Annotated in this window: 15 protein-coding genes and 3 pseudogenes; 12 read left to right on the forward strand and 6 right to left on the reverse strand. The window is 45.5% G+C overall.

Annotated features, from left to right (window positions below; translation table 11 throughout):
- Positions 1–178: 178 nt before the first annotated feature.
- From SU60_RS14255 to dapD, 4 genes are all read left to right on the forward strand, one after another.
- Positions 179–1,486, forward strand: coding sequence for a mechanosensitive ion channel family protein (locus tag SU60_RS14255; protein ID WP_041156101.1), 1,308 nt, complete (start codon positions 179–181; stop codon positions 1,484–1,486).
- 154 nt (positions 1,487–1,640) lie between these two features.
- On the forward strand, positions 1,641–2,567 hold the full coding sequence (locus tag SU60_RS14260; RefSeq protein ID WP_041156102.1) for a LysR family transcriptional regulator: 927 nt from the start codon (positions 1,641–1,643) through the stop codon (positions 2,565–2,567).
- Positions 2,568–2,694: 127 nt separating this feature from the next.
- The gene (locus SU60_RS14265) at positions 2,695–2,991 is read left to right on the forward strand and encodes a YebG family protein (protein WP_041156103.1); all 297 of its coding nucleotides are present in this window, start codon (positions 2,695–2,697) and stop codon (positions 2,989–2,991) included.
- Positions 2,992–3,576: 585 nt separating this feature from the next.
- Entirely contained in the window at positions 3,577–4,608 is a 1,032-nt protein-coding gene (gene dapD / locus SU60_RS14270) for a 2,3,4,5-tetrahydropyridine-2,6-dicarboxylate N-succinyltransferase (RefSeq protein WP_041156104.1), read from the forward strand.
- 77 nt (positions 4,609–4,685) lie between these two features.
- Here dapD and glpQ read toward each other — a convergent pair whose 3' ends face one another.
- Entirely contained in the window at positions 4,686–5,756 is a 1,071-nt protein-coding gene (glpQ, locus tag SU60_RS14275) for a glycerophosphodiester phosphodiesterase (protein WP_041156105.1), read from the reverse strand.
- Positions 5,757–6,503: 747 nt separating this feature from the next.
- On the opposite strand from glpQ, the gene SU60_RS14280 reads away from it, so the two are divergent.
- The 5 genes and pseudogenes from SU60_RS14280 (at position 6,504) to SU60_RS14300 (ending at position 12,735) form a co-directional block, all read left to right on the forward strand.
- Positions 6,504–7,355, forward strand: a complete 852-nt coding sequence (locus tag SU60_RS14280; protein WP_041156106.1) for an MIP/aquaporin family protein — start codon at positions 6,504–6,506, stop codon at positions 7,353–7,355.
- Positions 7,356–7,399: 44 nt separating this feature from the next.
- Positions 7,400–8,917, forward strand: a complete 1,518-nt coding sequence (gene glpK / locus SU60_RS14285; RefSeq protein ID WP_041156107.1) for a glycerol kinase GlpK — start codon at positions 7,400–7,402, stop codon at positions 8,915–8,917.
- A 199-nt stretch (positions 8,918–9,116) separates the two neighbouring features.
- Positions 9,117–9,910: pseudogene (locus tag SU60_RS14290) on the forward strand (DeoR/GlpR family transcriptional regulator).
- A 178-nt stretch (positions 9,911–10,088) separates the two neighbouring features.
- The gene (glpD, locus tag SU60_RS14295) at positions 10,089–11,648 is read left to right on the forward strand and encodes a glycerol-3-phosphate dehydrogenase (protein WP_041156108.1); all 1,560 of its coding nucleotides are present in this window, start codon (positions 10,089–10,091) and stop codon (positions 11,646–11,648) included.
- A gap of 130 nt (positions 11,649–11,778) precedes the next feature.
- Positions 11,779–12,735 carry a CorA family divalent cation transporter gene (locus SU60_RS14300; protein ID WP_041156109.1) on the forward strand — a complete coding sequence of 319 codons (957 nt, stop codon included), beginning with the start codon at positions 11,779–11,781 and terminating at the stop codon, positions 12,733–12,735.
- 67 nt (positions 12,736–12,802) lie between these two features.
- On the opposite strand, the gene SU60_RS14305 is transcribed toward SU60_RS14300, so the two are convergent.
- Entirely contained in the window at positions 12,803–13,987 is a 1,185-nt protein-coding gene (locus SU60_RS14305) for an NnrS family protein (protein WP_041156110.1), read from the reverse strand.
- 189 nt (positions 13,988–14,176) lie between these two features.
- Here SU60_RS14305 and SU60_RS14310 point away from each other — a divergent pair, with 189 nt between their 5' ends.
- Together SU60_RS14310 and SU60_RS14315 are read left to right on the forward strand one after the other, a co-directional pair.
- Complete coding sequence (locus tag SU60_RS14310) at positions 14,177–14,728, forward strand: gamma-glutamylcyclotransferase family protein (protein ID WP_041156111.1); 552 nt, start codon at positions 14,177–14,179, stop codon at positions 14,726–14,728.
- A gap of 143 nt (positions 14,729–14,871) precedes the next feature.
- Positions 14,872–15,868 (forward strand): annotated as a pseudogene (locus tag SU60_RS14315) (substrate-binding domain-containing protein).
- A gap of 147 nt (positions 15,869–16,015) precedes the next feature.
- Here the strand turns inward: SU60_RS14315 and galK are convergent.
- The 3 genes and pseudogenes from galK to galE form a co-directional block, all read right to left on the reverse strand.
- Positions 16,016–17,174 (reverse strand): annotated as a pseudogene (gene galK, locus SU60_RS14320) (galactokinase).
- A 410-nt stretch (positions 17,175–17,584) separates the two neighbouring features.
- Positions 17,585–18,646: a UDP-glucose--hexose-1-phosphate uridylyltransferase gene (locus SU60_RS14325; RefSeq protein WP_041156112.1), complete on the reverse strand. Its 1,062-nt coding sequence runs from the start codon at positions 18,644–18,646 to the stop codon at positions 17,585–17,587.
- Between the two features lie 202 nt (positions 18,647–18,848).
- On the reverse strand, positions 18,849–19,868 hold the full coding sequence (gene galE, locus SU60_RS14330) for a UDP-glucose 4-epimerase GalE (protein ID WP_041156113.1): 1,020 nt from the start codon (positions 19,866–19,868) through the stop codon (positions 18,849–18,851).
- A 328-nt stretch (positions 19,869–20,196) separates the two neighbouring features.
- Here galE and ebgR point away from each other — a divergent pair, with 328 nt between their 5' ends.
- On the forward strand, positions 20,197–21,228 hold the full coding sequence (gene ebgR, locus SU60_RS14335) for a transcriptional regulator EbgR (protein ID WP_041156114.1): 1,032 nt from the start codon (positions 20,197–20,199) through the stop codon (positions 21,226–21,228).
- 173 nt (positions 21,229–21,401) lie between these two features.
- Here the strand turns inward: ebgR and SU60_RS14340 are convergent, their stop codons facing one another.
- Positions 21,402–22,319 carry a LysR family transcriptional regulator gene (locus SU60_RS14340; protein ID WP_041156115.1) on the reverse strand — a complete coding sequence of 306 codons (918 nt, stop codon included), beginning with the start codon at positions 22,317–22,319 and terminating at the stop codon, positions 21,402–21,404.
- Positions 22,320–22,322 lie beyond the last annotated feature (3 nt).

Genomic DNA, 22,322 nt, shown 5'->3' on the forward strand with positions numbered 1-22,322 from the left:
CCTCAACACCGACTACAATGTTAATAACTTGTTACTCATCCCAAAAGAAGAGATTAACGCGTGCATCTCATCACCAGATCTCGCTCAAGTCCAGCTTTAAGGTTAAATGTTAGGAACCAAACATTTAGCAAATATATACAACGATAATCATAACGATAAGGAAAGTTAGGGGTTCACGATGGAACTTATAACCAACTACTACCACGCGCTTCTCGCTTCCTTGACCCACATTGAAACATACAGCCAGATTGGCATTATTTTGTTGATCTATTTAATGGCGTACATTCTTGCCAACCGCGTCTACAAATACATTCCGATTTTAAGAGAAACTCCAACACCGGATAATTATGACCCGATTCGCGCGCTTGCTTATCGCTGTGGGAAACTCCTATTCCCCATTTTTGCCATATTGCTATTAAGAATTTCACTGGAATTCAGTCAACTTTACACAACGGGAGGCTGGGTCATCAAAGTCGCCTTTGCGGTTGCGATTCTTCTGCTGTTTAATTCATTTATCAATTTGCTGATCAGAAACCCACTTGTCGCCCATATATTCAGATGGGTTGGCATGCCTATTATTATCTTTTATGGCATCGGTATACTCGACGACATCATTCTTATTCTTGAGTCGATGTCGATTGACCTGGGCAACATTCATATCTCGGCCTACGGCTTAGTGAGAACCTTGATTTTTGGCTCGTTACTTTTTTGGCTCGGACGCGTTTCCAACGTAACCGGACAAACCATTATTCGTAAGCAGAAATCTCTGGATTTTCGTACTCGCGAAATCGTCGCTAAGGTGTTTGAAGTTGCACTTTTCTTCACCGTCATTCTGTTGATTCTACAACTTATGGGCATCAACCTGACTACGCTTGCTGTATTTGGCGGTGCTGTCGGCGTTGGGCTTGGGTTTGGCTTGCAGGCCATCGCATCTAACTTCATCTCAGGGATCATTATTATTTTCGACCGCTCAATTTCTGTCGGAGACTATATTGAACTTGAAGACGGACGAACTGGCGTCGTGACCGAGCTGAATATGCGTTCAACCACATTGGAAACGTTTGATGGCAAGGACATTGTCGTCCCTAACGAAAAGTTCATTTCCAGCTCATTTACCAACTGGACTCATAAGAATACTAAACAACGTTACCGCGTTGACTTCTCTGTCGCCTATAAAACCGATGTTCGCAGTATGGTCGAATTGATTAAAGACGCCGTCGCGTCCCACCCACAGGTATTGAGTGGCCCCAAGGTGCCTTTCGAAGAGCGCCCAGATTGTGAAATTGATAGCTTTGGCGACTCAGGCATCAACATGTTTGTCGAATTCTGGATGGAAGGCATTGACGATGGTCGCAACCGGGTTGGCGGAGATTTGTTGCTGATTATCCTAGAAACATTACAAGAAAATGGTATTGAAATCCCCTTCCCACAACGCGATATTCGTGTGGTCTCTAACCACTCTGATGAAGAGATTTCTCCTAAATAATCAACATACCGTGAATTGCATTTGGGTATCGTGACTCCATTTCAGTGACTGTAACTTGCAGTACGTTTTGTTTTATCTAATGATCAAGCACTGACGTTTACTATGATTAAACTGTTTACCGTTACTCAACCAAGGCGCTTGAAAACAACCTGCCATGACAAACCATATTTCTCTCAAGCAACTCAAGGTGTTTACCACCATCACCCAGCATAAAACCCTGACGTCTGCATCGGAGAGCTTGTTTCTTTCCAAAGCAGCAGTGAGCATGACGTTGTCTGAACTCGAAAAGCAAATCGGTCATCACCTGTTTGATCGTGTCAATAATCGACTTATTCTCAATCAGGAAGGCCAAAAACTCCTGCCTTTAGCCGATGAGTTGCTCAATCGCGCTGAAGATATCGAGAACCTATTCGAGGGCAACCAAACCTTAACGGGCTTCCTAAAAATTGGGGCCAGCGACACGATTGGTAATCAAGTCGCGCCTTATCTGCTCAGCGACTTTCGCCAGCACACCCTGCACCGTTCGCAAAGCTTATTCATCTCCAACACGGCACAAATCTGTGACATGCTGACGGACTATGAACTGGATATCGCGCTAATCGAGGGTAAAACGCTGCATTCAGAGTTGCAATCCACTCAATTTAGTGAAGATGAAATGTGTGTCATTTGCGCGCCAGACTATGCGGCTGCACACGATGGCGTGATGAACCTCGCTGAATTAGAAAACAGCGAATGGATACTGCGTGAAGCGGGTTCTGGTTCACGTGAGTTTTTTATGCGCGTTGTCGCCCCTCGCTTGGAACATTGGCATGAAGCGTTTCAACTCAATACCACCGAAGCCTTAATCAACTCGGTTTCCGCAGGCTTGGGGCTTGGTTGTCTGTCCCGTTTGTCTGCTGAGCCGGCTATCCTGGATGGCCGAGTCAAAGTGTTAGAAATGCCGCTCGATATGAAGCGTCGCTTTTGGTTACTGGTGCATAAGGAAAAATACCAAAGCCCTTTACTGAAAGCCTTCATTGAGTTTTGCCAACATTGGCAAAGAAAAGATCATCTTCACGCCAAGCAGAACGTTTCAACATAAACCGAGATAGTTTAAATGCTGGTCAGTTAGTTGTGCGTGCCTCTCATTCTTGAGCTCGTTACTAGACTTGGCTAGTCAAAAACTGTATAAAAAGCCAGTATCAATACACCAAATTAGGGGACCAACCATGGCTGTAATCGTCAAGTACGTGGTAGAACGCAATGGAGAAGAGAAAATGACTTTTACCTCTAAAGCGGAAGCTGACGCCTACGACAAAATGCTGGATATGGCAGATGAACTTTTTTCTCTGCTAGGTAAAAGTGAACTTCTTGAAGAGGAAAGTAAACAAGAAGACCTCGCTATGTTCCTTGCACAAAATAAAGAAGAAGTACTGTACGCTCTAGGAGCAAAACGTCGACCTGCACCCAAAAAAGCAAAAAAGCTTGAAGCGGTTGAAGAAGATAAAAACGAAGACGCCGCATAGGTCAAAATAAGGGCCTAGGTTTTTCTAGGCTCTAGGAAGCGTTTGTTGAAACTTCTGTGCTTAATATACTTTTCGAGCTTATCGCTTTGGAATACTGATTACAGAGTACAGAAGTTCTTGTTCTAAGAAGCGAGGACTGTTCCCGTAATCTGTGTTCCCAAAACCACAAATTCAAAAGACACGATAAACCCCGAAGCCCCAGCGATCTCCCCTAGGACCTAGGATCCTATAACCTAGGACCTTTCTTAATGCCCCTAGAACCTTGTTCTTACCTGTAACCTTATCGGTATTCCGTAATCTGTATTCCCAAAACCACAAATTCAAAAGACACGATAAACCCCGAAGTCCCAGCGTTCTCCCCTAGGACCTAGGATCCTATAACCTAGGACCTCTGTTTTCCCCCTAGAACCTTTATTTTTCTGGTTGGAAAAATATATCGACTAAAAGACAAAAGGTATCCATCTACGGACTTTATCGATTTCTTCCCTTTAAACTCCTCAATAGTGTCATTATGATGGCTACCACTTACTTAAAGCTCTTGCCAGAGAATGGCGAGATTCAAGACTCAACACATGGAGATCAACTATGGCTTTCTTTTCTCTCGCCTTTGGTACGGCAACTAAAAATCGCGACGGCAAAATCATCGAAGCGTTTTTTCCAAATCCAGTTCTTAACCCAAGCGAAGCACTGGTTAATGCCCTAGCGGCAGTAGCTGGTTACGAGCAAGGCAACCAAGCTATCGAGATCTCTGCCGCGCAAAGCGCAGAACTTGCAGCAGCATTTGAAGCAAACGGCGATACAGCAAACGCTTCATTCGCAACTAAAGCCGCGGATTCAGCACAGCCGCTTGTATTGGTTATTCTTGCGACTGATGAGCAACCACAATCTGTGGCTGAAGGCTTCCTAAAACTTCAACTTATTTCTAACCGTCTAGTGAAACCTCACGGTATTGTACTGGATGGTATCTTCGGTCTACTGCACAACATCGCGTGGACTAACGAAGGCCCAATCGACTTGCCTGAACTAGCAGATCGTCAAATCGAAGCACGCCTTGCTGGCCGCACACTTAGCGTAGATTGTGTAGACAAATTCCCTAAAATGGTGGATTACGTTGTTCCAACTGGCGTTCGTATCGCTGACACTTCTCGCGTACGTCTTGGTGCACACGTTGGCGAAGGTACGACAGTTATGCATGAAGGTTTCATTAACTTCAACGCAGGTACGACTGGCGTGAGCATGGTCGAAGGTCGTATCTCAGCTGGCGTTGTCGTTGGCAACGGTTCAGACATCGGTGGCGGTGCCTCTATCATGGGTACGCTATCAGGCGGCGGTAAAGTGGTTGTATCTATCGGTGAAAACTCACTACTGGGCGCAAACGCAGGTCTTGGTTTCCCACTAGGTGATCGTTGTACTCTTGAATCAGGCCTATACGTAACGGCGGGTACTAAAGTACGCATGCTGGATAAAGAAGGTAACGAAGTAGAAATTGTTAAAGCTCGCGATCTAGCAGGCGTATCAGACCTACTATTCCGCCGTAACTCTCAAACGGGCCAGGTTGAGTGTCTTGCCAACAAGAGCGCGGTTGAACTGAACAGCGAACTGCACTCAAACAACTAATTTTTTTGAATTAGAATCTAAAAATCCCCCAGCAGAAATGTTGGGGGATTTTTGTTTCTCTAACTTTGCGAAATCAGTTATTTACTACGGTTGGTATGACTCAAGAAACTGACCGCTTTGTCAGGGAAGTCGGTAAACAAACCATCGACTTTGACTTGATTGTAGAAGATATCCATCATACCTTCGAAGCTATCCGTGTAAGCAGGAATACGGCCTGGATCGGCTCGGAACGTATAAGGATGAACCTGTAAACCAGCGTCTTTTGCCGCTTTCATGAGAGGCTTAATGATGATGTTATCTTTGGTCGACTTGTCATCCACCAGCATCGGCTTCCATGGACCAATCCCTTGTGCATAATCAGCAACTTTTTTCATGCCACCCGCTTCAAACATCCAGTCATAGCTGTATGGTATTGCGGTATCACCTTGATAAACCATGGTTTCATTCCAATCCGTATAAGCCATTAATTGAACCAGTTTTAAATCCATATCCATTGCTGGCATCAATTCGCTATTAATACGTTGCAGTTCATTGGCATCAAAGCACTGCAGGTAGACTTTGTCATCTTGGGTGTCATAACCATATTGCTTTAAGACTTTAAGAACCGCTTTGGAAATATCTTTGCCTTCATGGCGGTGGAACCAAGGGGCTTTGATTTCTGGATAAATACCGATGTCGTAACCCAATGTCTTATTCAGGCCTTGAATCAGCTCAATCTCTTCAGCAAAGGTAGGGACTGTAAAATCCGACTGCCACATCGGGAATCGAGTTGGGTAACCCGCCACTTTTTTCCCATTGTCGTCGAGATTAAACCCTTCCGTGACTCGCAGCGATTTGATTTCAGCCAACGTAAAGTCAATCGCGTAGTAGCGTCCATCTTTACGTGCTCGATCGGGATATCGTTCCGTAACATCCGTGACTCGATCCAGATAGTGATCATGCAAAACCACCAACTTATCATCTTTGGTCATAACCACATCTTGTTCGATATAATCGGGTTTCATTGCATAAGCAAGTGCTTTAGCTTCCAAGGTGTGTTCCGGCAAATAACCAGACGCACCACGGTGAGCAATCACGACAGGCTTCGCAATCGCCCCCACAGATAAGCCGATCGCCAAAAAAGTAAGACATATAGACGTTGTTTTCATTGTTATTCCCTTTAGAAAAGCGAAAAGCAGCATGCCACTGCTTGTTTAAAGATACATGACGCTAGCATTTTCTTTGCGCGCTTTTTAACGTTCATGCTCGTCCGACCAAAACGTGCCCAAGCACAATCGATAGCCAGTAATCCGTAATAAAGCAATATCTGAGAGGGATTTAACGTCAACAATGTTACATATAAATTAACGAATACCATAAATCACGAACGACATTGGTTACTTTCAACATCACAACTCAAATTAAAAACGAAGAAAAAAGCTCAAAAATGCTCATATAAGTTTTCATTAAAAAGACAGAATGAGACCTCTATAAGACGTTAGCACTCACGATAGGTCAATGAACAGCCGTTTGTACTTAACCTGAGCTCACGCCGTCACTACACATACAGAAACCAGTAAAAACTTATATTTTTTAATTATTTAGGTTTATTTTTCATACCAAAACTGAACAACAAACCACCTTTTACACTCTAGCATCACAAAACTCCTCTTACCAGTTGCGTATTATTTTTTACCTCGGTAACTTAAACCACAACATGATCATCCATGTTTAAGAAACAAGGTTATAATATTTCTTTCATGATCAAAACATGCGCCATTTAACAAAAAATAAGAGTTTCCTTAACATTTTTATGCTCTAACGCTCATTTATAATGCTCGTTTATTTTCGAAACCGAATAAATGTGCAAAATACTACCCTGCTAAATAAGCAAAAATAACTAAAGGACTCTTAACATGACAATCAACAAACACCCTTCCCTGCTCGGAGAATGTTTGGCGGAATTTATCGGTACCGGACTGCTTATCTTCTTCGGTGTTGGCTGCGTAGCTGCTCTCGTATTAACCGGAGCATCATTTGGACAATGGGAAATTAGCATCGTATGGGGCTTCGGGGTCAGCATTGCTATTTACTGTACAGCTGGCGTTTCTGGTGCTCACATCAATCCAGCCGTAACCATTGCACTTGCACTGTTCCATGGCTTTGATAAGGCGAAAGTCGTGCCATATATCGCAGCTCAACTACTCGGTGCATTTTGCTCTGCCGCTTTGGTCTACAGCTTGTACGCCAACCTCTTTACTGATTATGAAATCGCACACAATTTCGTTCGTAGTAGCCAAGAGGCCTTAGCAACCGCAGGGATTTTTTCTACCTATCCACACGCTTCGCTTTCTTTTATGGGTGCGTTTGCTGTTGAATTTGTGATTACTGCCGTTTTAATGTTTGCCATTCTTGCGCTGGGTGATGAAAGTAACGGCGCGTCTCGAGGGGCGATGAACCCTCTCTTAATTGGTATTCTTATTGCAGTGATAGGTGGCTCACTTGGTCCATTGACTGGCTTTGCTATGAACCCTGCGCGTGACTTTGGACCTAAACTGTTCGCTTACTTCGCGGGCTGGGATTACGCCCTGACTGGTGCGAAAGAGATTCCATACTTTATTGTTCCAATTCTTGGTCCAATTGCAGGCGCTTGCTTTGGTGGCTGGCTCTACCCGAAAGCGATTGCAGCTTACCTTCCACAACAAGGCCAGGGCTGTACCATACCAAATCAATGCGATGCAGAAGAAACTGAACAAGCGCGAGCTTAACCACTGACTAAAATATAAATAACGAAACAAAAAGGATTCTTACCATGACTGAGCAAAAATACATCGTTGCCCTAGACCAAGGCACCACCAGCTCTCGCGCAGTAATTCTTGATCATGACGCCAATATTGTCAGCGTTGCTCAACGCGAATTTACTCAGATTTATCCTCAAGCAGGTTGGGTCGAACATGATCCAATGGAAATCTGGGCAACACAGAGTTCAACCTTAGTGGAAGCATTAGCGAAGTCAGGCATCCGTAGTGACCAACTAGCCGCTATTGGTATCACCAACCAGCGTGAAACAACCATTGTCTGGAACAAAGAGACTGGCAAACCCGTTTACAACGCCATTGTCTGGCAATGTCGCCGTACCGCAGAAATCTGTGAAGATCTCAAACATCGCGGGTTAGAAGACTATGTGCGTGATAATACAGGCTTAGTGCTTGACCCATATTTTTCTGGCACGAAAGTGAAGTGGATTCTTGATAATGTCGAAGGCGCGCGTGAAGATGCTGAAGCTGGCAAACTCTTGTTTGGTACTGTCGATACTTGGCTAGTATGGAAAATGACTCAAGGTCGTGTACATGTGACAGACTACACCAATGCTTCTCGAACCATGCTATTTAATATCAACGATTTATGCTGGGATGCGAAACTGCTGGATGAACTGGGTATTCCTGCATCAATGATGCCCGAAGTAAAACGCTCATCGGAAGTCTATGGTAAAACCAACATCGGTGGTAAAGGGGGAACTCGTATCCCTATTGCTGGTATTGCAGGTGACCAACAAGCAGCACTGTACGGACAAATGTGTGTAGAAGCAGGCCAGGCAAAAAACACCTACGGCACGGGTTGCTTCTTATTGATGAACACCGGGAAAGAGAAAGTCACCTCAACCCATGGCCTATTGACGACACTAGCATGTGGCCCAACAGGGGAGCCAGCGTACGCACTGGAAGGTGCAGTCTTTATGGGAGGGGCGTCAATTCAGTGGCTGCGCGATGAACTTAAGATCCTTAATGGTGCTGAAGATTCAGAATACTTCGCCACGAAAGTAGATACATCAAATGGTGTGTACGTCGTACCAGCATTCACGGGCCTTGGCGCGCCATATTGGGATGCGTACGCTCGAGGCACGATCGTTGGCTTAACAAGGGGCGTCAACTCAAACCATATTATTCGAGCAACTTTAGAAGGCATTGCTTACCAAACGCGTGATGTACTGGACGCAATGCAAGCGGACTCCGGCATAAAACTGGCTAACCTCCGAGTTGACGGTGGTGCTGTCGCGAATAACTTCCTGATGCAGTTCCAATCAGACGTACTCAACACAGAAGTTCACCGCCCTCAAGTGACGGAAGTCACCGCCCTTGGCGCGGCATATCTAGCGGGACTCGCTGTGGGATACTGGGGTAGCCTTGATGAACTACAAGATAAAGCCATTCTCGATCGTACGTTCGAGCCTCATGAAGATGAAGAGAAACGTAACCGTCGTTATAAAGGCTGGAAACGAGCGGTGAAGTGTGCGCAAACTTGGTCCTCGCTTCACGACGAAGACGATTAACCATCACAAAACGAAAAAAAGAGCGCTGTTCGAGCGCTCTTTTTTTGCATAAAACCGCCAATTCCTTGATGCCTTCGCTTCTCACAACGCGCAAATTCGAGCACAATATCCTCAAATAGCCTCAAATTGTTCGATGAATTTGAGAAAAACATTTCGAAGATGAAGCATTGGACGTGCTCAATGCATTATGGAGTGGCAAGTGAAGCAAATACCTAGACACCAACAAATTGTCGATTTGGTGAAAAAACAAGGCTATGTCAGCACCGAGGAATTGGTAGAACGGTTCAATGTCAGCCCACAGACCATACGACGCGACCTCAATGAACTCGCAGACGACAACAGAATTCGTCGCTATCATGGTGGTGCGACCATACCTCTTAGTTCTGAAAACACCTCTTATAACACACGAAAAGCACTGAATTTTAATGAAAAAGATGTCATTGCTGAAGAGGTCGTTAAGCATATACCAGATGGTGCCACACTATTTATCGACATTGGTACGACACCAGAAGCTGTAGCACGAGCACTGAATAAACATCACAAGCAGTTGCGCGTTGTAACCAATAACATCAATGTCGCGACGATCCTTTTCCCAAATCCAGAAATTAAAGTGATATTGGCAGGTGGCGAAGTTCGTAACCGTGATGGTGGCATCGTTGGTGAAGCGACCTTAGATTTTGTAAAGCAGTTCCGCCTCGATTTTGGCATTCTGGGTATCAGTGGGATTGATTTCGACGGTTCTCTATTGGATTTCGATTACCACGAAGTGCGAGTAAAGCAGGCCATTATCGACAATAGTCGCAGTGTATTTCTTGCTGTTGACCATACTAAGTTTGGTCGCAATGCAATGGTGAAGCTGGGCAACATCGCACAATTAAACATGATATTTACCAACCAACAACCACCCGAAGAAATTTTGGCGATCCTAAAAGAAGCGCCATCCCTTTAGAAGTCGTTCAGGCCAACACCGCGATTGATGATGAAATAGAATAAATAAATCATGTAAACTTGAACCTTTAAATGACCTCTGCCTTAATTAGACAGAGGTTTTTTTATGCACAAATCACACAAAACGCTCAAAAACGAAAATAAATAATGACCACAAACGAAACCTAGGATACGATTACACCATGTTCCAAAATGCTCGTTCGCGCACAAAGAGGTCAAATTTATGAGTATACAAAAAAATGCTTCCACCACTGACTCATCCACTCCATTAGACTTAATCGTAATCGGTGGCGGCATTAATGGTGCTGGTATCGCGGCAGATGCTGCTGGCAGAGGTTTGAGTGTTGGCTTGTATGAAGCCAATGATTTCGCCTCCGCGACTTCGTCAGCAAGCTCTAAATTGATTCATGGTGGACTGCGCTACCTTGAACACTATGAGTTTCGTTTAGTTTCGGAAGCGCTCGCGGAACGCGAAGTCATTCTTCGTAAAGCCCCTCATGTCGCGTTGCCAATGCGTTTCCGTTTACCTCATCGCCCTTTTTTACGCCCAGCTTGGATGATCCGTTGCGGCTTGTTCCTTTACGACAACTTAGGTAAACGTACGACACTGCCAGCGAGTAAAACCGTCGACCTAGCGAAGTCTGGCCTGTTGAAGCCAGAGATAAAAACCGGATTTGAATACTCTGACTGCTGGGTAGATGATGCGCGTTTGGTGTTACTCAATGTGCTTTCCGCTCGCGAAAATCAAGCTGAAGTTCGTAACTACTGCCGAGTCGAAAAAGCGCATCGCGAGTGCGGTATTTGGCACGTCACCATCCACGATATGATGACGGATCAACGTTTCGAGCGCAGAGCAAAAACGCTGGTTAACGCTGCTGGGCCTTGGGTAAAACAGTTTTTTGATGATGGACTGGAACAAGTGTCTCCGCGCAACATCCGTCTGATCAAAGGTTCACATATTGTTGTTCCTCGTATTCACAACGAGCCACAGGCCTACATTCTGCAAAACAAAGACAACCGTATTGTGTTTATGATCCCCTACTTAGATCAATTCTCAATCATTGGTACAACGGATCTCGAATATCACGGTGATCCACGTAACGTCGAAATTTCTGAAGATGAAGTGGATTACCTTATCGATATCGTTAACCAACACTTTGTCCATCAGTTAACGCCAGAAGATGTCGTGTGGACATACAGCGGCGTGCGTCCACTGTGTGATGATGAATCTGACTCACCTCAAGCGATCACCCGGGACTATACTCTGGAATTGGACGCAGAATTCGACCAAGCGCCACTGCTGTCTATCTTTGGGGGTAAGTTAACGACCTATCGTAAACTGGGTGAAGCTGCAATGAAAAAGCTTGAACCGTTTCTGCCAAACATGGGGGGTAACTGGACAGCAAATCAAGCGTTACCCGGCGGAAACTTCAGCTGTAGTCGAGAGCAATTAGCGAAGCAAATTCATACTAGATACGCTTGGGCACCAGAAGCGTTGATCCTACGCTATGTCACTCAGTTTGGGACACAAACGTGGGCATTGATGGAAGACGCCACGTGTGAAGCTGACCTAGGTCATGAATTCTCTGCGCAAGCAGGCGGCGTTTATCAACGAGAAGTGGATTACTTGATGAACCATGAAATGGCCATGACAGATGAAGACATTCTTTGGCGCCGCACCAAGCTTGGCCTTTACATGAGTGATGACGAAAAACAATCACTGTCAGCCTACTTAAAAGAAAAATTGCAACAGAAAGTCATAAGCCTATCGCAAGTCAGTTAGTCTTTCATTCTTTCTCCGTATAGCCTGCCACGTGCAGGCTTTTTTCGTTTGCTCTCCATCGACTTTTCGTAGATATTGACATTGATATTCATCGCTCAAATAAAGATAGGCTCACGACAAGGATAAATAGATGGGTTTTATGATTGATCATTGGGATTTTTCTACCCAAGTTGCCACCGCAAACGAATCAACACCAGACCGTCCACCCGAGAAGATACAAGCGAACCATTGGTATCACTGTGAAAGACAGCATCCTGATATTCGCACTTGGTTGGAGCAAAACCAAGTCCCTCGAGCAACGGTAGAACACCTACTCGCCGATGAAAGTCGCCCCTCTTTTCACCCTTTGGATGACGATAACTTTATGTTGATTCTGCGTGGCATCAATATGAACGATAACGCCTCACCTGAAGATATGTTGAGTGTTCGTATTCTCTATTTTCAAGGCGCATTGATTTCAACACGCAAGATTCCGTCGCGGGCAATTATGGAGATTAGACGGGCACTGGCGGAACAAAAAGGGCCAAAAAGTTTAGCGAGCCTTCTCAATCAAATTATTGAAGGGCTAAATGGTAAAATCGACACCTACCTAGATACCATTGAAGACACCTTAAATCATTTCGACGTCCATGATGAATCGACACACAGACACATCGCAGCTCAGAAGGCATTGATTGCAATCAAACGTTTTATCCGCCCTCAGCAATACGCGATTCGTGACTTGATCGAGTCGGATTCAAGTTTGGTTGTTTCCAGACCGCATCAATATCGATTCGCCCACAACAACATTACTCGAATCAATGAAACGTTGGAGTTCTACCTCGGTGAAGTTGCTCTTTTTCAAGAAGAAATCAAACACTACCGAGACGAGAAAACCAATAAAAACAGCTACTTGTTCACTCTAGTTGCCACCATATTCTTGCCCACCAGCTTCTTAACGGGTTTACTGGGCATTAACATAGGCGGCATGCCTGGTGTGGACTCTTCACAAGCCTTTACCTGGTTCTGTGTCGCGCTGGTCGTGATTTTTGCTCTTGAATGGATGCTGTTTAAACGCTTAGGCTTTACCGCCAAAAGTGATGAATGAAGCCTAAATTGCATGAAAACGAGAAGAGGAGCACTCAGCTCCTCTTTCTCTAACTCTAAAAATTGCGTCAGCCGGGATGACCATCAACTCGAGGGGTAATAAGCATCACGCCAAAACGCCACACAAACAGACCAAACGCGACTATCCATAACCCACCGCTAATATCAATCCACAGCATCATATTGGCAGGATCCAAGATCACCGCGAAGCTGCGTACGATGGCAGCCAGAATCACCGCTGCGAACGCAATACTCATGTTCGGGCCTTTATAAATCATTCGCCCAGTATGTCCCATCGTCACTCGAGCAATCATTGCCAAAATCAACCCACCCAATGCACCAATGGCAAACAGGTGAATCAGGTTATGGCTCGCGAAGGCATTACTCCACACGCCTCGCAAGATTAAGCTTAACGGTAAGCACAGGTAAGCCGCATGCAGGGACCAAACCAAAGGTTCACTGAGTGTTCGCCATGGTTTCCAACGCAGAAAGCGCACCAACTGTGCTAACCCTGCAAATAGCATCAATGGGTTGCCAAGCTCAACAAAGGTGACCGGGAAAAAGCTCAGGATAAACAACATCAACAACGGCAAGTTCGCTAACCAATCAAGCCACAACATTGGTTGAGCTTTTTCGAAATCAAACCGACGCGCGGTAAAAAATGGGATGACTCGCCCACCCATGACGGAAAGCAGTAAAGTAAACCACCACAGCATCGCTTGCCACACAGCCGAAGATGAAAATGGCGGCATACCCTTTATCGTTGCGTAACTGGCAAAATTCGCGAAAATAGCGAGAAAAAATAGCGGAACAAAGAAGAGATTGCGCCACCCTTTCGAGCGGTAGACCCGAATACCAACCTCATACGCGACAAAAAGTAAGAATAGCGACTCAATAATGCTGGTAACCCATAACGGAGTAGACGTCCAAAGTAACAACCTTGGCGCTAACCATAACGCAAAAATCGCCAACAGTGTGTAATGCTTGGTGCCATTGATGCCCGTCCAGTTTTGCACCGCCGTGAGCACAAAGCCAGCAACAATCGCCATTGAAAAGCCAAACAACATTTCGTGCACATGCCACCACAATGCGGGGACAGCAAGAGCATCCGGCTGACCAGCTTGAAACATCCACACCCACAAAGCTACCGCTATGATCGCATAGATGGAACCAAACAGAAAAAACGGCCTAAAACCTAAACGCAGCCATGCGGGGATCTTTTCTTCCACTTTTTTATCGGTAATGTTCAGCATTATGTTGCCCTCAAGCGTTGCTTTACCCTGATGAACTCAACTACACGATAGATGTTATCATAAACATGTATAAAAAATACATGTTAAAAACTAAGACTCCTCTTTAGGGGTAAAGTTTGTGCTTAAGAGCGGGGTTAGGTATAAAAGAAGTGAGCGAATACAAAACAAATAAAGCAAAGGAAAAGTCAGATGTATATCTTTGGTTATGGCAGCTTAATCAATGCTGCGTCACGAAAGTTAACCGGTCAAACAGGCGAAGCCATTCCCGTGATCGTTCATGGCTTGGTCCGTTACTGGGGAAAAATCGATGACAGCTATACCCTATCCCCCCTCGTAGTTAATCAAGGTGAAGGACAGGTCAATGGCGTGTTGCTGGAGGTCGATGAATCAGCATTAGCAGAATTTGATCGCCGAGAGCGCGGCTACCACCGAATTCCGGTTCAAGCTCATCAGATAGAAGCCGAGACGTCGTTTAACCGTGATCACGATATCTGGGTGTATGTTAAAGATGAGCCATTGCCGCCATGCTCAAAGAGCCCAATCATGCAAAGCTATGTCGATACCGTACTAGCAGGGTGTTTAGAAGTCTCTCACTCCTTTGCTGAGCACTTTGTTCACCACACAGTTGGCTGGCAACATGCGAAAGAAAACGATCGTCACCAGCCTAAATACGGCAACCTTGCAGGGGTCGAAGAACATCATTATGAGTTAATTGATAACTTAATCGCTCAACATCGCTAAGGGTAACGTTTACACAATAACAACCTTTTAAATTACAGAGAGTAAGCTATACAGCTCTCGTTCCTGATAATAGAAAATTGCACTTGTTACACATTGGGTGTTTAATACCGCATATTCGATTTATTAGTCAGTGAAGGTTCACGATGGCAACCATTAAAGATGTGGCAAAAGAAGCCGGCGTGTCCGTCGCCACCGTTTCTCGGGTGATCAACAAATCCCCTAAAGCAAGCCAGTCTTCGATTGATGCGGTCACTTTAGCAATGAGTAAGCTCGGTTATCGTCCGAATGCCGCCGCTCGTGCCCTTGTCAGCCAAAGCACCAACACCATGGGCGTGTTGGTGGGTGATGTCTCTGATCCATTCTTTGGCACGCTGATCAAATCCGTTGATACCGTCGCACGTGAAAACGGCAAGCACATCTTGATTGGTAATGGCTACCACAACCCCAATGATGAACGTCAAGCGTTAGAGTTACTGATTAATAGCCGATGTGACGCGCTAGTCATCCAGCTAAAGGCTTATCTGATGAAGAATTGATTGCTACGCCAAAGAAGTGAAAGGCATGGTATTGATCAACCGGCACATACCAGAGCTGGCCGATCGCTGTATCTCACTTGATAACTACAAAGGGTCGTATCTCGCCACAGACTATTTAATTCGTCATGGACACAGCAAAATCGCTTATATTGCTTCTTCACACGACATTGAAGATACCGAACAGCGCATACACGGCTATCAAGCCGCGCTCAAAGATAATGGTATTGCGCTTTCGAAAAGCTACATCGAATATGGTGAGCCAAACAGTGATGGTGGCGAAGCCGCCATGACCAACCTGTTGACGAAATCATTAGATATCACAGGCGTCGTGGCCTATAACGACTATATGGCAGCTGGTGCGCTCATCACGCTGGATCAAAATGGCCTTCAAGTCCCTGAAAAAATCTCGATGATTGGCTTTGACGACGGCTTAATTGCTCGCTTTGTTCACCCTAGCCTAACCACCATTCGTTACCCCATCGAGATGATGGCTGAACGAGCCGCTCGCTTAGCGCTGGCATTATCGCGCGATGAACCAGGCGAAGACGAAACCGTTGTTTTTAGCCCAACGTTGGTGAGAAGACATTCGGTAGAAAAGCGTTGAGCTCGCGCCTGAAGGTTGGGTGGTAACGCATAGCTAGTAATAAAAAAATGGTGGGAATATTACCCACCCAAACGCTATCTAAAACTCAAACTTATACAGCCTGATGCTGATAGCAACCCCCTAAACTCAACACTATATTGAGCTCACTCACAATACTTCAACCAGACCTGCGCCTTCTTTAGCTTGGCAAACATAAATGGATTCTTTCAAGCCTGTGGCCGCTTGGTAGTTGGTTTCTACCGCTGCTTTAACTTGCTCCACAAGCACTGGTGCACAAGCGCCACAATACAGCCACCAAAACCACCGCCAGTCATGCGCACACCGCCTTGCTCACCGATCACATCTTTGACCATATCAACCAACGTATCGATCTCTTTGACGGTGATTTCAAAATCATCACGCATAGAGGCGTGTGACTCAGCCATCAGTTCGCCCATACGTTTCATATCGTGTGAACGCAACGCCTCTGCTGCTTTAACAGTACGATCATTTTCTGTGATGACATGGCGAGCGCGCTTAGCCACCATTTCATCCATATCTGCTGCTTTTTGGTTAAACTGCTCGATCGTCACATCACGCAGTGCTTTGACACCAAAAAACGCGCGGCTTCTTCACACTGTTCACGGCGGGTATTGTATTCGCTGTCGACCAACCCACGCTTCTTATTTGAGTTGATGATAACGACAGCCATATCTTCTGGCATGGAAACCGCTTGAGTTTCTAGACTACGGCAGTCCAAAAGCATCGCATGATTTTCTTGCCCTTGTGCCGAAATCATTTGATCCATAATGCCGCAGTTACAGCCAACAAATTCGTTTTCCGCTTGCTGACCATTGAGAGCGATTTCAGCCTGACTGATTTCTAGATTAAACAGCACTTTAAATGTCTGACCGATAACCACTTCAAGCGCCGCAGAAGAACTCAACCCAGCCCCTTGAGGCACGTTACCACTCACCGAAATATCCGCACCACTCAACTGATAGCCACGCGCCAGCAAGCACTTCACCACTCCACGAATGTAGTTCGCCCACATTTTGTCTTGTTGAAAGGTGATTTCCTGAGTGATATCAAATTCATCCTCGGCATCTTGGTAGTCCACCGACACCACTCGTACGATGTTGTCGTCACGCTTCGCCGCAGCCACAACCGTTTGATAGTTGATCGCACATGGCAATACAAACCCGTCATTGTAGTCTGTGTGTTCCCCAATCAGATTGACACGACCAGGCGCTTGAATAATATGCGTCGGCGCATAGCCCAATACGGTGTTAAAGGATGTTTTCACATTTTGTATTAAATCAGACATAGTAAAATCTCGTTTTTTTAATTTTTAAAAATATATGAGGTTAAGGTCCTAGGGAAAACGATTTTGAGGTCCTAGGGAAAACAAAGGTCCTAGGATTTTTGAGGTCCTAGGATCCTAGGTTCTAGGTCCTAGGGAAGGAAAACAGAATACTGAATACGGAGCGCTTCGCTTACGGAATACGGAGGAAGGCTGAACCTCTGTATTCCGTATTCCGTAATCCGTAGTCTTTAATATTTTCCTAGGACCTAGGACCCTAGAACCTAGGACCTACCTTTTCTACCTAGGACCTTGTTTTTCCCCTAGGACCTTTCTGTATTCCGTATTCCGTAATCCAGAACAACAAAAGCTATAAAACCAAATAGACACTGCCGCCTCCGCTAGCTCCCCTCTAGGACCTAGGCCCCTAGAACCTAGGACCTTGTTTTTTCCTTATAATGCACCTCACTCAAATCACGCAGGCGTTGTGCGGCTTGTTCTGCAGTGAGATCACGCTGGCTTTCCGCTAGCATCTCGTAGCCAACCATAAACTTACGAACGGTGGCGCTGCGTAGGAGTGGTGGGTAGAACAGGGCGTGAAGTTGCCAATGGTCGATATCTGTACCCTCTTCAAAAAACGGTGCGTAGTGCCAGCCCATCGAGTAAGGGAATGAGCACTGGAATAGATTGTCATAACGGCTGGTGAGCTTTTTGATCGCAACCGCGAGGTCATCACGCTGCGCATCCGTTAACTCGCTCATACGGCGAATATGCGTTTTTGGCAACAACATAGTTTCGAATGGCCACGCCGCCCAGTACGGCACAACAGCAACCCAATGTTCAGTTTCGACCACGATGCGCGAACCATCTTTAAGCTCTGCTTGCACATAATCCACCAACAAGTTGCTGCCGTTTTCTTGGTAGTAAGCTTTCAGGTTGTGCTCTTTGCGCTCAATTTCATTGGGTAAGAAGCTGTTTGCCCAAATTTGACCGTGTGGGTGAGGCTGTGAACATCCCATCGCCTCGCCTTTATTCTCAAACGCTTGAACCCAAACGTAATCTTTACCCAGCTCTTCAATTTGATCGTTCCAGGTATCAATCACCCCACGAATCTTATCGACGGACAGTTCAGGCAATGTTTTACTGTGATCGGGAGAAAAACAGATCACTCGACTCAAACCACGCACACCTTGGCTTTTGAATAGCGGATTGTCTGATTCAGGCGCATCAGGCGAGTCCACCATCAGCGCAGCAAAATCATTATTGAACACATAGGTTCCTTCATAATCCGGATTCACATCTCCGGAGATTCGCTCATTGGTCGGGCACAGAAAACACTTCTCGTCGTATGCTGGTAACTCAGCAATCGATGGCTTTTCATCCGCACCACTCCAAGGACGCTTGGCACGATGAGGGGACACTAAAATCCACTGACCAGTGAGCGGGTTGTAACGACGGTGTGGATGGTCCACAGGGTTAAATTCAACATTCGACATAGTACTTACTCAACTTTTAAAAATTCTTTTTCGTTTCTCGGCTTTGACTTTGACCTAGGGAAAGAAAACTGATTACTGAACACGGAGCGCTTCGCTTACAGAATACAGAAGGGAGGATTAACCTCTGTAATCTGTAATCCGATCCCCCTAGGACCTAGAACCTAGAACCTCTGGCTTACAGCTTGATAGTTATTCCACAATATTATTCTGGGGAATAACCTTGCGGATTGTTCGATTGCCACTTCCAAGTATCGGCGGTCATCTCAGCCACAGAGCGAGTCGCTTTCCAACCTAGATCTCGTGCTGCTTTATCGGTACTAGCCCAACATTCTGCAATGTCACCTGGACGACGAGGACACAATTCGTAAGGCACTGGCTTTCCACATGCAGCAGCGAATGCCTCAACCATTTCCAGCACACTCGAGCCTTTACCAGTCCCAAGGTTATAAATATGCAAACCCGCTTTTTCACCGACCGCTTTCAACGCGGCAATGTGACCATCGGCTAAGTCCATCACATGTACATAATCGCGGACCCCAGTACCGTCCGGGGTTGAGTAGTCATCACCAAAGACTGACAGCTTTTCGCGTCGCCCGACGGCCACTTGCGCGATGAACGGCATCAAATTATTAGGAGTTCCTTGTGGATCTTCGCCCATAGTGCCAGATGGATGTGCACCCACAGGATTGAAGTAGCGCAGTAATGTGATGCTCCAGTCGTTCTCTGCATGAAACAAATCACTCAAGCATTCTTCCACCATGTGCTTACTGCGCCCATAAGGATTGGTCGTCGCGCCCGTTGGCGAATCTTCAGTGATCGGAACAATGTCTGGATCACCATAAACCGTTGCGGAAGAGCTAAACACGATGCTCTTGACGCCAGCTTTTCTCATGCTGCGTGCCAGAACCAGAGAGCCATTGACGTTGTTGTCGTAATACTCCAATGGTTTCACTACCGACTCACCCACTGCTTTTAAGCCCGCAAAGTGAATAACGGATTGAATATCATGCTGGGCAAAGACCAAATCCAAAAACGCTTCGTCACGCACATCACCTTGATGAAACACGGGTTGTTTGCCTGTGAGTGCTTCAATTCGGCTTAACACTTCCATTTTTGCATTGCATAAGTTATCAACAATGATTGGCTCCATGCCTGCTTCAATCATTTGCACACATGTGTGACTGCCGATGTATCCCATACCGCCTGTGATAAGAACTTTCACTTTGCTTCTCCTATGACTGCCCGATAAGTGCGTAATTGAGCCTTTAACCGCATTCATCTAGCAAATTCGCTTAACTGGCTAAAAGTCTAGCAATCAATTCCTATTCAGGTCCGTGATCAATATCAAGTTGTGTAAACGTTTCCACAAAATTCCATTAAAGTCTCGATTCACACTATTAGGAGAAAGAAAGTAAGAGAAAAAACGAAAGGCAGAGCGATGAATCGAGTAACTACTGAAGACGAAAAGTTTGTGAACGCATAAGCGCCTGTTTAAAATGGGCGAACGCTCAAACAAGGTGAGCTGTGCTAAAGGGAAGAGTAAGAAGTAAATGGCGAAATTAAAAGACATTGCGCAAGAAGCCGGCGTCTCACTTGCAACGGTATCGCGAGTATTGAATGACGATCCAACAATCAATGTAAAGGAAGAGACTAAGCTGCGCATTAAGCAGATCGCAGCAAAGCTTGAGTACCGCACCAGCAGTGCGAGAAAAGCCAAAGGCACAACACACCGACATCACTTTTTAGCCCTGTACAGCTACCCTCAAGCAGCAGAAGCCAGCGATCCCCACTACTTGTCGATTCGCCACGGAATAGAACGCCAGTGCGACAAATTAGGCATCGCGCTGAGCCATTGTTTTGGTCCAGAACTGGATATTGAAACCAAAAAGATCACGGGTGTCCTTTTAGTCGGAAAACCATCCCCTTCACTCACCGATAAGCTGCCGAAACGGCTCATCAATAGCATTTGCTGTATCAACTTTTCAGTTCCAGAAAACCCACATGATAGTGTCGATATTGATCGCGCCCGAATCACCAATCAAGTGATTGATTTATATACAAATCAAGGATACCAAAGTGTCGGTTTTATTGGAGATAAACAGATAAAAAGCCGCGCAGAAACTCCCAATAAAACACACCTAAGTGAAAGCGTTGTTCAGCGTGAGGACTTTTTAGATCATGGTAGGCTAAAAGGTCTTTTATCTGAACAAGATATCTACTGGAGTGACAACACCAGCCAGTCGGGCTATGACGTAGCGAAAGCAATGCTGGCTCAAGATGATGTCCCAAATGCATTATTCATTTCATCCGATACCATCGCCATTGGTGTCCTTCGTGCCATTCATGAACACGGATTACATATTCCAGATGATATCGCGTTGATTAGCGTGAATGACACCCCAACCGCACCATTTACCTTCCCGCCTTTGTCAACAGTGTGCGTGTACCCTGAAGTAATGGGCGCTCAAGGTGTGAACCTACTGGTCGAAAAAATCCGCGACAATCGCTCCATACCACTGAAGGTGACACTACCAAGCCAGCTAATGCTGCGCGGCACCACCAAGCCTTTCTCAGATGCTTAGATTTTCTCAGCTCACTCCCGCGAATTGCTAATTGCTAATTGCTAATTGCTAATTGCTAATTGCTAATTGCTAATTGCTAATTGCTAATTGCAGATAAATAAAGCGCATTTGATTGAACAAAGGAATAAGGTAAAACGTTTTCACTAAACTCAGTAAATCATATTATTAAACATTCACGCCGTAGTGATTAACTCGGAAAGTAGCGCTCGTAACCAAATGCCTTTTTCATCATTGGTTCGACTGGTGTGCCACACCATTGCAATATCAAAATCCGCTACCGAAATCGGCGGTTTCACTGTCACTAAGTTATCTGAGAAGCCTTCTGCAAGCGCCATTTTTTCCGGCACGATAGCAATTAATTCACGTTGCTTAAGCAATTTTCGTATGGTGAGAAAGTTACGCGAAGCCACCGTCACTTTGCGGCGTAAACCGTGCTCAATGAGCTTTTGGTCTACTTGTGTCTTTAAGCTGCCATCGGGGCTCACTAAAGCGTGTTCGATGTCGGCAAACTGTTGAACCGACAATGTATCCTTTCCTTTCAATACCCGCTTATCACACAAGCAAACGTGCCTTTCTGTGTACAAGTATTCACTGGTAAAGTTGTCATCTAATATCGGTATGCTGCCAATAATGACGTCCAATTTATCACTCTCGCTTAATCCAACGTAATTACTGCGATTCACGTTAACAAAGCTGATTTGTGCTTCGGGTGCGCATTGGCGAATGTGGTCATAAATCTTTGGCGCAAAGATAAATTCCGCGTAATCCGTTAAACCAATACGACACACGCCCGTGTAGCTATCGGGTTGAAAGAAGGATTTGGTAAGCAATTCTTTGGCAATGGAGTCCAATAGATGATGCACGACCGGAGCGACCTGATGCGCATGCTCAGTCGGTTCCATCTTATGCCCTTTGCGCTCAAACAGCGAATCATCCAGCAATAGCCGAAGACGCGATAAGCTGTGGCTCATGGCCGACTGGCTGACGAAACTCTTTTCCGCAGCTAAGCTGACACTTCGATAACGATAAAGATAAGAAAACGTCACCAACAGATTCAGATCGATGTTACGCCACTGGATATCTTCTTTCATTCA

Source organism: Vibrio mytili, assembly GCF_000830505.1.
Classification (GTDB): Bacteria; Pseudomonadota; Gammaproteobacteria; order Enterobacterales; family Vibrionaceae; genus Vibrio; species Vibrio mytili.